Genomic DNA, 12,290 nt, shown 5'->3' with positions numbered 1-12,290 from the left:
GCAGAAGAGAGAGAGGCTATCGTGACCCTTCGCACCTATCAGAACCACACGCCGGCCCTGGGCGCCGGGGCTTTTGTCGATATTTCGGCGGTGGTGATCGGCGATGTCGAAATCGGCGCCGACAGCTCGGTCTGGCCGCTGACCGTGATCCGTGGCGACATGCACCGCATCCGTATCGGTGCGCGCACCAGCGTGCAGGATGGCTGTGTGCTGCACATCACTCACGCCGGGCCGTTCAACCCGAACGGTTTCCCGCTGCTGATCGGCGACGACGTGACCATCGCCCACAAGGTCATGCTGCATGGCTGCACAGTCGGCAATCGCATCCTGATCGGTATGGGCAGCATCGTGATGGATGGCGCCGTGGTCGAGGACGACGTGATCATCGGCGCCGGCAGCCTGGTGCCGCCGGGCAAGAAACTTGAAAGCGGCTTCCTGTATGTCGGCAGCCCGGTCAAACAGATTCGCCCGTTGACTGACAAGGAACGCGCCTTTTTCACCTACAGCGCCGCGAACTACGTGAAGCTCAAAGACCTGCACCTGGCTGAAGGATTCGACCGATGACCTTGCCTTACCAAACCGTCCTGTTCGACCTGGACGGCACGCTCACCGACCCACGCGAGGGCATTACCCGCTCGATCCAGTACGCCCTCGGCAAGTTGGGTATCGACGAGCCGGACCTGACCAAACTCGAACACTTCATCGGCCCGCCCTTGCTGCAGGCGTTCATGCAGTTCTACGGCTTCGACGAGGCCAAGGCCTGGGAAGCGGTGAATTTCTATCGCGAGCGTTTCAAGGTCACCGGCCTGTACGAAAACCGTGTGTTCGACGGCGTGATGCCGCTGCTGGAAGCATTGAACGATCAAGGCCGCCAGCTCTACGTCGCCACTTCCAAGCCCTGGGTGTTTGCCCGCGAAATCGCCCGGCATTTCGACTTTGCCAAGCACTTCAAGGTGATCTACGGCAGCGAGCTGGACGGGACGCGCACCAACAAAATCGAACTGATCGCCCACCTGATGAGCGAGGAAGGCCTGGACCCGGCCACCACCTTGATGATTGGTGATCGCAAGCATGACCTGATCGGCGCGCACAAGAATGGGCTGGATTCGGCGGCGGTGGGGTATGGGTTCGGCAGTTTCGAGGAGCTGGATGCCGAGGCGCCGACCTGGCATTTCGAGACGTTGGCGCAGATGCACCAGGCATTTTTGCAGCGCACTTAAGGACGCTATCGGGGGCAAGCCCCCTCCCACAGTGGAGTGTGTTCACAAATTAGCATGTGGGAGGGGCTTGCCCCCGATGAGGCCCTGAAGGCCAATACCTTGCAACTGCCTCAACGCCGTCTTGCGCTGCTCCATCGGCAATCCGCCCAGCTTCTCCACCGCCGCATAAAACCTCAGCCAATCCCCACCTTCCTGCGCAAACAACGCCGCAAACACAGGCACCCACTGGTCATACAGCCCGAACGGTAACAACCGCGCATTGTTCATGGGTTGGTTGATCCACGCGTCATACCGTTTGTCCCCGCCCCACTGGCTGTCGCGCAGCTGCCGGTAATCGCGACGCAGACGCTCGAACTCGGCCGCCTTCGCCTGGCGCATCACATCAGTGGCCAAGGGTTGGGCATAGAGTTTTTCCAATCGTTGGCGGGTATCGAGGATCAGCTGAATGAACTCATCACGCTGCTTCGACGCCGACAGGCTCTGCGGCGCCAAGCCACGTGCAGCGCGCCACTGACGCGTACCTTCCTGCTCGACGAAATTGGCAAACGACTCATTGAACTCGGTGTCGTCCTTCACATAGAAGCGCTGATGCGCCAGTTCGTGGAAGATCAACGTGGCCAGCCGCTCATCACCCCAGTTCATCATCGAATTCATGATCGGGTCATTGAACCAGCCCAAGGTGGAATAGGCCTCGACACCGCCGATCGACACGTCCATGCCTCGCTGCTTCAACAACGCCGCCTCACCACGCGCCGCACCCTGGTTGTAGTAGCCGCGATAGGCCACACAGCCCGCAATGGGGAAGCAATGGGTTTCCGGAGACAGGGAAAACTCCTGCGTGGCGAAGACGTTCCAGACCACATAGGGTCGGCCAATGTCGGCGTACAACCTGTAACTCTGGTTGTCAGGCAGATGCAGGTGTTCACTGGCGAACGTACGCGCCTTTTGCGATTGCGCCAGGTGTTCGCGCAACAACGGTGGGCGGGAAGGGTCGGCGATCACCTGCGCCACCGGCTCCCGGGCCCGCAGCAATTGCCACTGACCGCTGGCCAACTGGCTGTAATAGCTGACACTGGAACAGCCGCTGAGCAGCACAACCATCAACCCTGGAAGAAAACGCCTGACCATGCCCCGACCGCTCCTGGGTAATTTGCTCGCCAGACTATCGCGCCCAGGCAGAATTTTTCCATGGCGCGACGTGTTTATACTCATGGGAGGTCTGCCGCCGTCGCAGCAGGCTCAATTCTATCTTCCCGTTGAGTGCCTGCCATGCGCCAGCTCTTGTTACCCGTCGCCGCTTTGTTCCTCAGCGCCTGCACGACAACACCCGTACCACCGATGGATCCGCAACAGGCGTGGGTCGATTTCACTACGCCGACGCCGGGCTCCAAGCTGGTCATGGCGCAGCGCCTGGACGGCAAGAACCTGGATGACGGACGTTTCTTCCAAATGCCACCCGGCCATCATGAACTGATGGTGCGCTTCGACTTTGAAGTCCCGGCCGGCGGCGGTTTGGGTGGGCTCAGCCAGATGATGTATCGCACCTGCTTCATGACCCTGGAATATGACCACTTCCAGGCTGGCCAGCGTTATGTGCTGGAAGGACGCTCGCTGGCCTTCACGCCGAATATCCGGTTGTACGATTCGGCGCGTCAGTTGCTCGCGGAGGAACGCAGCGTCAACTGCATCTGATCAGTTGTTGTTTTTCTGGTAGATGATGCGCTTGGTGCCGTTTTCGCACGAACCGACAATCATCGCACTGTCGTGATTCTTGGCTTCTTCGGCGGTGATGATTTCCAGGGTGTACGAAGGAATCGCCTTGGCCTGGATCTTCACTTCAATCTCTTTCCTGAGCTCTTCGCAGTCTTTTGGCGCGGCCACAGCCGATGTGGCCAATACACCGCAGATGATCGCCAAGGCAAAACGTTTCATGTGTGAAGCTCCCTGAATGCATTGCGCACGGGTGTGCGCCTAGGCTGCATGGTAATAGGACCACACTTACAAAACACGAGTTCTGATCCAACGCAGGGCTAAATGTGGAAGGGGGCTTGCCCCCCTCCCACATTGGACGGGCTGTGTCAGCTGACCAAGGTGGCATCCAGGCTGATTTTTGCGTTCAGCACTTTGGACACAGGGCACCCTTCCTTGGCTTTTTTGCTCAGTTCATCGAACTGCGCCTGGCTCGCGCCCGGAATCTTGGCCTTGAGGATCAGGTGCACAGCGGTGATCGCAAAACCACCGTCAACCTGGTCCAGAGTCACTTCGGCCTGGGTATCAATGCTGTCAGCCTTGAGCCCGGCATCGCCGAGAATCATGGAAAACGCCATGGAGAAACAGCCGGCGTGGGCCGCACCGATCAGTTCTTCCGGGTTGGTGCCCTTGCCGCCCTCGAAACGGGCCTTGAAGCCGTAGGGCGCTTCACGCAGTACGCCGGTTTCCGTGGAAATAGAGCCCAGGCCAGTCTTCAGGTCACCTTCCCAATGCGCGGATGCTTTTTTAACGATACTCATAGCGGTCTCCTCGAACGGTGGTTTTGCGTCAGTAAGGGTTCTGAGGATAGTCGGCCCGGCAAAGTTCATCTTGTGAGAAAAACCTAGCGATTCAGTAGGAAATTTCCTGGCCTGCTATTGAATCTCGGGTATATGCCCTCATTGCATAGAGCATGCACATGAAGCGGCAGGTTTTGGTTCGTCTAAAAAGCCTGCGGCCCCTTTGGAGAAGCAGGCTTATGAAATCGCTGTCCGACGTAAAGTTCTCGACCCTCGACCTGGTGCCCGTGCGCGCCAACGGCAGTCCGGCGCAGTCACTGCGCAATTCCCTGGACCTGGCCCAGCATGTAGAAAAGTTCGGCTACAACCGTTTCTGGGTAGCTGAACACCACAATATGGACGGTATCGCCAGTTCGGCCACCTCGGTGCTGCTGGGTTACCTGGCCGGTGGCACCTCGACGATCCGCGTCGGCTCTGGCGGCGTGATGCTGCCCAACCATGCGCCGCTGGTGATCGCCGAACAGTTCGGCACCCTGGAAAGCCTCTACCCCGGCCGTATCGACCTGGGCCTGGGCCGCGCACCCGGCTCCGACCAGATGACCGCCCGCGCCCTGCGCCGTGAGCGCTCCGGCAGTGCCGACGATTTCCCCGAAGATGTGGCGGAGCTGATGGCCTACCTCGGCCCACGCACCCCCGACCAACGGGTAATCGCCGTCCCCGGTACCGGCACCAACGTACCGGTCTGGCTGCTGGGCTCCAGCCTGTTCAGCGCGCAATTGGCAGGTGAACGCGGTCTGCCTTACGCCTTCGCCTCGCATTTCGCACCGCGCCTGATGCATGAGGCGATTCGCGTGTATCGCAATCACTTCAAGCCTTCGGCCGTGCTGGACAAGCCTTACGTGATGCTTGGCATTCCGCTGGTCGCTGCAGATACGGATGAACAGGCTGAATACCTCGCCACCTCGGTCTATCAGCGCATCCTCGCGCTGATGCGCGGGCAAAGCCTGGTGCAGCGCCCACCGGTGAAAACCATGGACGGCCTGTGGCTGCCCCATGAAAAAGACGCGGTCGGCAGCTTCCTCGGCCTGGCCATGGTCGGTAGCCCGGCGAAGATCCGCGCCAAGCTGGAGGTGCTGATCGAACAAACCGGCGCCGATGAGCTGATCTTTACCTGCGACCTGTACGAGCACGCCGATCGGATTCATTCCTACGAACTGCTGGCGCAAGTGATGAAGGGCTAAAACCCTCAGGCGAAAAAAAACCGACGCACTCGCGTCGGTTTTTTACGTCTGCAACACGGGATTAACCGCGCTTGTAGGCGATTTCCTTGGTACCGGCTTCGCAGCTGCCGACTACCGTGTAGCCATCGGCTGCAGCGCCTTTATCCACAACTTCCAACGAATAACCCGAAGCGCCCTTGGCGTCGATTTTCGCCGCAATCTCGCTTTTCAGCTCTTCACAAGGCTTGCCTGCCGCCAGGGCTGTGCCTGCAATGCTCAACAAACCTACCGCTAACAGGAACTTCTTCATCCGTTACTTTCCTTGCGCTGATCAAAAAGAGCGTGCCGACGCTTGCGGCATCGGCACCCATTGGTTGTAGCGCAGGTTATGGCAATCGGCCAGTCAGCAAGTTCAACCGCTGCGATCAACTACTGGCAATTCGGAACCCTACCTTGAGGGTGACCTGATAGTGCGCAACCTTGCCATTCTCGATATGGCCACGTGTCTCAGTCACTTCAAACCACTCGAGATGCTTGATGCTCTTGTTGGCCTCAGCGATGGCATTGTTGATCGCGTCTTCGATGCTGGTGGTCGACGAGCCAACCAATTCGACTTTCTTGTAGGTGTGATGATCACTCATGGCAGTTCTCCTAAGGGTCGTTAAGCAAGCGTAGCAGTCAATGTTCGTACTGCTTCTGGCGACCGTTCCTACCTGAAAGTTCAGATTAACTGCACTTTCTGAAATGGCCGCAGTCGGTATCTACACACGCCACTCAATCACTTCAGGAGAGTCCACATGGCCAACACTTCTTTACGCAAAGCGTCGCTGGAAAGCATGGAAGCCGAGATTTCGAGCCTGCTCAAGTCTCTGGAAAGCCTCAAGGACGATGCGTCTGACGAATCGCGCAAAACCTTGAAGGCCCTGAAAAGCAATGCCGAGAATGCCCTCAAGCACTCCCGCCACCTGATCAGCGATGCCTACGAAGAAAGCAAAGTCAAAATTCGCGAAACCGGTGTTGCAACCCGGGACTACGCACAAGAACACCCATGGACTACAGCCGGTGTTGCCATAGGCGCACTGGGCCTGCTGGCCGCCTACCTGCTGTGCAAGCGCGGTGACTAATCTGGCTGGCGCAACAGCTCAGCCTTGAGCCACTGCGCCAGTTGCCCGGCGCGTCCGTCCGCGGCGCGCTTGGGTAGCCACAACGCCAGGTGCGCCGGGGTTTCACTGAAACCCCACGGCGCCACCAGGCGACCCGCGCGCAAGTCTTCGACCACCAGCGGTTCTGGCGCAATCGCAACGCCCAGCCCGGCCACTGCCGCCTCCAGCAAATAATACAAATGCTCAAACCCCTGGCCGTGTTTCAACGCGCCGGGTTCGATGCCGTGTTGCCGCGCCCAACTGGGCCAGGCTTGCGGACGTGAGGTGGTGTGCAACAGCGCTTCACCACACAACGCCGACGCGGGTGCCCGGCGCAGCCGCTCGTAGCCGGCGAAACGCGGGCTCATCACCGGGCCGATGCGTTCGCTGGCCAGTTCATACACCTGCATATCCGCAGGCCAGGGTGGCTCGGCGAACACCAACAGGGCATCCAGGCCGGGGCGGCGCGGGTCAAGGTCACCGTCACCCGCCGACAGGTGCAGACGCAGGTCCGGCAGGTCCGCGTTCAAGCGCCCCAGGCGCGGGATCAGCCAGCGCGCCAGCAAGCTGCCCGAGCAACCCAGCACGAACGGTGCGTCGGCACTGCTCTGGGTCAGTTCGGCGCACACGTCCCTCAGCCGCTCGAACGCCTCGGCGCTGGCGTCACGTAGACGAGTACCGGCATCTGTGAGTTTAAGGCCGCGCCCCTCCTTGACGAACAAACTCACGCCCAAGTGCTCCTCCAGCACTTTCAACTGCCGGCTGACCGCCCCATGGGTCACATGCAATTGCTCGGCTGCCTGGCTGACGCTGTTCAAACGGGCGGTGGCTTCAAAGGCACGCAAGGCATTGAGGGGTGGAAGGTCTCGACTCATCTGTGAGTTTTCCTGACAGGTTGCGGCGATCTTATCGGTTTTCAGCGCAGGACGTCAGGGGTAGAGTGGCCCTCATTGCTTCCTACACCCATTCTCTCCTGGAGCGTCCCATGACTCAGTCCCAGACCGATCTACGCAACGGCCCAGACGTCAACGGCCTGTTCGGCGCGTTCGGCGGCCGTTACGTCGCTGAAACCCTGATGCCGTTGATCCTAGACCTGGCCCGAGAATACGAAGCGGCCAAGATCGATCCGGCGTTCAACGAGGAATTGGCCTACTTCCAACGTGACTACGTCGGTCGTCCAAGCCCGTTGTATTTTGCCGAGCGCCTGACCGAGTTCTGTGGCGGCGCCAAGATCTACCTCAAGCGCGAAGAGCTGAACCACACCGGCGCACACAAGATCAACAACTGCATCGGCCAGATCCTGCTGGCGCGGCGCATGGGCAAGAAACGCATCATCGCCGAGACCGGCGCCGGCATGCACGGCGTGGCGACTGCCACCGTGGCTGCGCGCTTTGGACTGCAATGCGTGATCTACATGGGCACCACTGATATCGAGCGCCAACAGGCCAACGTGTTCCGCATGAAGCTGCTGGGCGCCGAAGTGATCCCGGTGGTCGCCGGCACCGGCACCCTCAAGGACGCGATGAACGAAGCCCTGCGTGACTGGGTAACCAACGTCGACAGCACCTTCTACCTGATCGGCACCGTGGCCGGCCCGCACCCGTACCCGGCCATGGTGCGCGACTTCCAGGCCGTGATCGGCAAGGAAACCCGCGACCAACTGCAAGCCCAGGAAGGCCGCCTGCCGGACAGCCTGGTGGCGTGCATCGGCGGGGGGTCCAACGCCATGGGTCTGTTCCACCCGTTCCTGGATGACACGAGCGTGGAGATCATCGGCGTGGAAGCTGCCGGCCACGGCATCGAAACCGGCAAGCACGCCGCCAGCCTCAACGGTGGCGTACCTGGCGTACTGCACGGCAACCGTACTTTCCTGCTGCAGGACGACGATGGCCAGATCATCGACGCCCACTCCATCTCTGCCGGCCTGGATTACCCCGGCATCGGCCCGGAACACGCCTGGTTGCATGACATCGGCCGCGTCCAGTACACCTCGGTGACCGATGACGAAGCCCTCGACGCCTTCCACAAATGCTGCCGCCTGGAAGGGATCATTCCGGCCCTGGAAAGCGCCCACGCCCTGGCCGAAGTGTTCAAGCGCGCCCCGACCCTGCCGCAGGATCACCTGATGGTGGTCAACCTGTCGGGGCGTGGCGATAAAGATATGCAAACCGTCATGCACCATATGGAACAGTCGCAGCAGGAGAAACACTGATGAGCCGCCTGCACACCCGCTTCGCCCAGCTGAAAGAACAGAACCGTGCCGCCCTGGTAACCTTCGTCACCGCTGGCGACCCTGGCTATGACACCTCCCTGGCGATCCTCAAAGGCCTGCCGGCCGCCGGTGCCGATGTGATCGAGCTGGGCATGCCCTTCACTGATCCGATGGCGGACGGCCCGGCCATTCAGCTGGCCAACATCCGTGCGTTGAATGCCAGGCAGAACCTGGTGAAAACCCTGCAGATGGTCCGCGAGTTCCGCCAGGACAACAACGACACGCCGCTGGTGTTGATGGGCTACTTCAACCCGATCCACAAATACGGCGTACCGAAGTTCATCGCCGACGCCAAGGAAGCCGGGGTCGACGGCCTGATCGTGGTCGACATGCCGCCCGAGCATAACGGCGAGCTCTGCGACCCGGCCCAGGCCGCAGGCATCGACTTTATCCGCCTGACCACACCGACCACCGACGACGTACGCCTGCCTACCGTGCTCAACGGCAGCTCAGGCTTCGTGTATTACGTTTCGGTCGCCGGCGTGACCGGTGCCGGTGCGGCGACCCTGGAACACGTCGAAGAAGCCGTGACCCGTCTGCGCCGCCACACCGACCTGCCGATCAGCATCGGCTTTGGTATCCGCACACCGGAACAAGCGGCGGCCATCGCCCGGCTGGCCGACGGTGTGGTGGTGGGTTCGGCGCTGATCGATCACATCGCCAATGCCAAGAACGACCAGCAAGCCATCGACGGCGTGTTGAGCCTGTGTGCGGCGCTGTCGGAAGGCGTGCGTAACGCCCGTAAGTAAGCGCCCGGCGCTTTCAGCTTTTTCCGCTAGGCTTGAGGGTGGACATTGCGTCCTCCCTCAACGCACTTCATGCCTATTGCCGTCTAACCGCCTGCGCAAGCCCCGCATTCCTTGCCCTCCCGGTCGTTAAGTTAGTCGCATCAGAAGTCATTCTTGGCTCTTTGGAGTACATCATGGCATTTGATCTCATTACCGCTGCGGATCGTCGTCATTCAACGCTGCAAAAAGGTTTCAACCTGCGCTGGCCGCTGGGCAATGTGCAGGGTGAATCGTCGTCGAACGGCGCCAACTTGATTTATCTCTGTTACAGCCCCCAGGACATCATCGACGCCGCCGCCCAGGCGTTGGCGATCCCCGATGGCCGGATTACGGTGCGCAGCGGTGGCCACTGCTATGAGGGTTTTGTCGCGAACAAGATGCCCGGCAGTCCCAACGAAGTGCTCTCGATCATCGATATCAGCCAACTGAACCAAGTGGTCTACGACGCCACGGGGCAGATTGCCTCACAACTGGTGCCCGCCTCGCCTCATCGCTACAGCTACCGCCTGGAAGCGGGCGGCCAGAACTGGGATGCCTATGTGGCGCTGTACAAACTGGCCAACACGAGCTTGCCCGGCGGCTCGTGCTATTCGGTCGGGCTGGGTGGGCATATTTGCGGCGGTGGCTACGGGCTGCTGTCACGCAAGGATGGCCTGGTGTGCGATTGGTTGAGCGGCGTCGACATCCTGGTGCCGAACGCCCAGGGCAACGGCCTGGTCCCTGTGCATGTCGCCCGCAATAGCACCCAACAGGACGAACTGGATCTGTTCGCCGCCTGCTGCGGCGCAGGCGGCGGGCAGTTCGGGATTATCACCAGTTACTACTTCGAACGTTTGCCACAAGCCCCCAAGGAAGTGCTGTGGCTGGTACTGGAATGGGACTGGTCCCTGCTGACCAAGCCAGCCCTCGACAGATTGCTGGCGGCCTATCAGGGCTGGTTTGCCCGCAACCAGGCCAACCCGGACACCTGGGGCCTGGCGACCAAACTTGAGATGCGCCATCAGAACACTGGCAACGTCACGATGGATGTTCATTACGTGGACAAGCAGGGCGAGCTGAATGATCAAGCGCCCTTTGAAGACTTTGTCAGCTCGATGCTCAATGCCATTGGCATTCCCGCTACCGAATGCCTGAATCCTTCCCCAGCGACCCACTTGCCACGCAGCAACCCGCCAGGGCCGACGATCAATTCACTGGCGTCTGCCCTGGCGGCGGCCCGTCGAATGGATTGGCTGCATTGCCAGCAGACACTCAACGGCTCAGGGCCCAACCAGCGTGGCCGGTATAAGTCGGCCTACCAGAAGGGTATTTTCACCGCCACTGTGCTGCAGGCGATCTGGGACACGCTGACGTGGGACGATCCCGATAAACGGCTGACTCAAAGCCTGATCCAGATCCAGTCCTTCGGCGGGCAAATCAATCAGGCCAGCGCCGCCGTGCGGCGGGAATCATCGGTTGCACAGCGTTCGTCCTACTTGAAGTGGCAACCACAATGCTATTGGCGTGACGAAAGCAGCACTTCGGATCAAGCCCATGCGCAATGGATCCAGGGACTGTTTTTCGCGGCATTTGCCAATGACAACGGCGTTCCGGTCAATGCCCAGTTCGAAGGGTGCTACATCAATTACCCCGACCGCGACATGCTGTTTATCGACGGCGACCCCAGCAAGGGACCCAACCCGCAGTGGTACAAGATCTTCTTCCCCGACCTCATGATTGAAAGCCGCCTGCGCCGCACCAAGCAGCGCTGGGACCCGCTGAATGTGTTCCGTAACGAGATGTCGGTGCCCTGAGCCGAAATGAAAAAGGGCGACCGCAAGGTCGCCCGTTTTTACAACTCGATCCGCTCGACTTTACCGACCAGCAACACGTAGGAAAGCGCCCCGAGCAAGGCCAGCACCGCGATGTAGGTAATCGCCGGCGCAAACGAATCACCGCTGGCCAAAAAGCCGATCACAATCGGCGTGGCAATCGCCGACAGGTTGCCGATGAAGTTGAACACCCCACCGGTCAGCCCCAACAGGCGGGCCGGTGCCAGGGTCGACACCAGCGACCAGGTAATCGACGCCAGGCCATTGCCAAAGAACGCCACCGCCAGGAACGCAATCACCCAGGCCGTCGAGTCCACATAGTTGGCGCCGATGATCGCCGTGGAAATCAGCAGCCCGCCAATGATCGGCAACTTGCGCGCAAACCCCACCGACGCACCGCGACGAATCAGCCAGTCGGAAAAGATCCCGGAACACAGCACGCCGACAAACGCCGCCAGGAACGGCAACGATGCCAGCAGGCCGGACTTGATGAAGTCCATCCCGCGATATTTCACCAGGTAGGTGGGGAACCACGTCAGGAAAAACCACAGCGTGGAGTTCAGGCAGAACTGCCCCAGGTAGATGCCCCAGAGTTTGCGCTTGCTCAGCACGATCCCCAGGTCGACCCAGCTGAACGGGGCCTTGGCGGTTTTTTCCTGCATGTCCACCAGGCCGCCGCCTTCGCGGATCAGCTCGATTTCAGCGGCGTTGGCGCCTTTGAAATCCTTCGGCTCGCGATACACCGCGTACCAGATGATCCCCCACAGGATGCCAACGCCACCGGTGACGACAAACACCATGTGCCAGCCGAAGGCGTGTTGCAGCCAGGCCAGTACCGGCGTGAGGAATGCCAGCCCGACAAACTGCCCGGAGGTATAGAAGCCAATCGCCGTGGCGCGTTCGCGCTCGGGAAACCAGGTGGTGACCACGCGGCTGTTGATCGGATACGCCGGGGCTTCCAGGGCACCCACCGCCATGCGCAGCACGAACAACGCGATAAAGCTGGCAGCGAAGCCGAGCATCACGGTGGCGATGGACCACAAGATCAGCGCGGCGGTATAGAGAATGCGCGGCGGCACGCGGTCCACCAGCCAGCCGCCAGGGATCTGCATGGCTGCGTAGGTCCAGCCGAACGCGGAGAAAATCAGCCCGACCTGAACCGGGTCGATGCCCAGTTCGCTGGTCAGCGCCGGGGCTGCAATCGACAGGTTGCTGCGGTCGAGGTAATTGATCACCACGGTGATGAACAGCAGCACCATGATGAAAAAACGCTTTTTGGTAGGCGTGACTAAAGAAGCCTGCCCGGTGAAGGATTCAGGGTGCATGGGGGTTGCCTCTTCTTATGCTT

Annotated in this window: 15 protein-coding genes; 8 read left to right on the top strand and 7 right to left on the bottom strand. The window is 60.4% G+C overall.

The features are described from left to right. Nucleotides 1–21: 21 nt before the first annotated feature. Together BM110_RS23615 and BM110_RS23610 are read left to right on the top strand one after the other, a co-directional pair. Nucleotides 22–564, top strand: a complete 543-nt coding sequence (locus BM110_RS23615) for a gamma carbonic anhydrase family protein (protein ID WP_092241455.1) — start codon at nt 22–24, stop codon at nt 562–564. After that, nucleotides 561–1,220, top strand: coding sequence for an HAD family hydrolase (locus BM110_RS23610; RefSeq protein ID WP_093514270.1), 660 nt, complete (start codon nt 561–563; stop codon nt 1,218–1,220). The genes BM110_RS23615 and BM110_RS23610 overlap by 4 nt, the downstream gene beginning before the upstream one ends. A 42-nt stretch (nt 1,221–1,262) precedes the next feature. On the opposite strand, the gene BM110_RS23605 is transcribed toward BM110_RS23610, so the two are convergent. After that, nucleotides 1,263–2,348 carry an aminopeptidase gene (locus BM110_RS23605; RefSeq protein WP_093120170.1) on the bottom strand — a complete coding sequence of 362 codons (1,086 nt, stop codon included), beginning with the start codon at nt 2,346–2,348 and terminating at the stop codon, nt 1,263–1,265. Between the two features lie 141 nt (nt 2,349–2,489). Here BM110_RS23605 and BM110_RS23600 point away from each other — a divergent pair, with 141 nt between their 5' ends. Continuing rightward, nucleotides 2,490–2,912: a PA0061/PA0062 family lipoprotein gene (locus tag BM110_RS23600; protein ID WP_071490919.1), complete on the top strand. Its 423-nt coding sequence runs from the start codon at nt 2,490–2,492 to the stop codon at nt 2,910–2,912. Here BM110_RS23600 and BM110_RS23595 read toward each other — a convergent pair whose 3' ends face one another. Both BM110_RS23595 and BM110_RS23590 read right to left on the bottom strand, forming a co-directional pair. Then, complete coding sequence (locus tag BM110_RS23595) at nt 2,913–3,152, bottom strand: DUF1161 domain-containing protein (RefSeq protein ID WP_092241461.1); 240 nt, start codon at nt 3,150–3,152, stop codon at nt 2,913–2,915. Nucleotides 3,153–3,298: 146 nt separating this feature from the next. Then, on the bottom strand, nt 3,299–3,730 hold the full coding sequence (locus tag BM110_RS23590) for an OsmC family protein (protein WP_017253980.1): 432 nt from the start codon (nt 3,728–3,730) through the stop codon (nt 3,299–3,301). Nucleotides 3,731–3,948: 218 nt separating this feature from the next. Between BM110_RS23590 and BM110_RS23585 the strand changes: the two genes are divergently transcribed. Then, complete coding sequence (locus tag BM110_RS23585) at nt 3,949–4,950, top strand: LLM class flavin-dependent oxidoreductase (protein WP_093514269.1); 1,002 nt, start codon at nt 3,949–3,951, stop codon at nt 4,948–4,950. 61 nt (nt 4,951–5,011) lie between these two features. On the opposite strand, the gene BM110_RS23580 is transcribed toward BM110_RS23585, so the two are convergent. Together BM110_RS23580 and BM110_RS23575 are read right to left on the bottom strand one after the other, a co-directional pair. Continuing rightward, on the bottom strand, nt 5,012–5,239 hold the full coding sequence (locus tag BM110_RS23580) for a DUF1161 domain-containing protein (RefSeq protein WP_012721486.1): 228 nt from the start codon (nt 5,237–5,239) through the stop codon (nt 5,012–5,014). Between the two features lie 115 nt (nt 5,240–5,354). Next, nucleotides 5,355–5,570 carry a dodecin gene (locus tag BM110_RS23575; RefSeq protein WP_032885105.1) on the bottom strand — a complete coding sequence of 72 codons (216 nt, stop codon included), beginning with the start codon at nt 5,568–5,570 and terminating at the stop codon, nt 5,355–5,357. A gap of 156 nt (nt 5,571–5,726) precedes the next feature. Here BM110_RS23575 and BM110_RS23570 point away from each other — a divergent pair, with 156 nt between their 5' ends. Beyond that, nucleotides 5,727–6,053 carry an ElaB/YgaM/YqjD family protein gene (locus BM110_RS23570; protein ID WP_093514268.1) on the top strand — a complete coding sequence of 109 codons (327 nt, stop codon included), beginning with the start codon at nt 5,727–5,729 and terminating at the stop codon, nt 6,051–6,053. On the opposite strand, the gene BM110_RS23565 is transcribed toward BM110_RS23570, so the two are convergent. Then, nucleotides 6,050–6,946 carry a LysR family transcriptional regulator gene (locus BM110_RS23565; protein ID WP_093514267.1) on the bottom strand — a complete coding sequence of 299 codons (897 nt, stop codon included), beginning with the start codon at nt 6,944–6,946 and terminating at the stop codon, nt 6,050–6,052. The genes BM110_RS23570 and BM110_RS23565 overlap by 4 nt on opposite strands. 110 nt (nt 6,947–7,056) lie before the next feature. Between BM110_RS23565 and trpB the strand changes: the two genes are divergently transcribed. The 3 genes from trpB to BM110_RS23550 all read left to right on the top strand — a co-directional run bounded on the left by trpB (nt 7,057) and on the right by BM110_RS23550 (nt 10,924). Further along, on the top strand, nt 7,057–8,283 hold the full coding sequence (trpB, locus tag BM110_RS23560) for a tryptophan synthase subunit beta (RefSeq protein WP_092241468.1): 1,227 nt from the start codon (nt 7,057–7,059) through the stop codon (nt 8,281–8,283). After that, nucleotides 8,283–9,092: a tryptophan synthase subunit alpha gene (gene trpA, locus BM110_RS23555; protein ID WP_092241470.1), complete on the top strand. Its 810-nt coding sequence runs from the start codon at nt 8,283–8,285 to the stop codon at nt 9,090–9,092. The genes trpB and trpA overlap by 1 nt, the downstream gene beginning before the upstream one ends. Nucleotides 9,093–9,265: 173 nt before the next feature. Further along, nucleotides 9,266–10,924, top strand: coding sequence for a BBE domain-containing protein (locus BM110_RS23550; RefSeq protein WP_093514266.1), 1,659 nt, complete (start codon nt 9,266–9,268; stop codon nt 10,922–10,924). Nucleotides 10,925–10,962: 38 nt separating this feature from the next. Here the strand turns inward: BM110_RS23550 and BM110_RS23545 are convergent, their stop codons facing one another. Beyond that, nucleotides 10,963–12,267 carry an MFS transporter gene (locus BM110_RS23545; protein WP_092241474.1) on the bottom strand — a complete coding sequence of 435 codons (1,305 nt, stop codon included), beginning with the start codon at nt 12,265–12,267 and terminating at the stop codon, nt 10,963–10,965. Nucleotides 12,268–12,290: the final 23 nt, after the last annotated feature.

This window comes from Pseudomonas sp. NFPP28 (assembly GCF_900115535.1).
GTDB classification, from domain to species: domain Bacteria; phylum Pseudomonadota; class Gammaproteobacteria; order Pseudomonadales; family Pseudomonadaceae; genus Aquipseudomonas; species Aquipseudomonas extremorientalis.
This window is presented reverse-complemented; position numbering and strand designations above follow the sequence as displayed.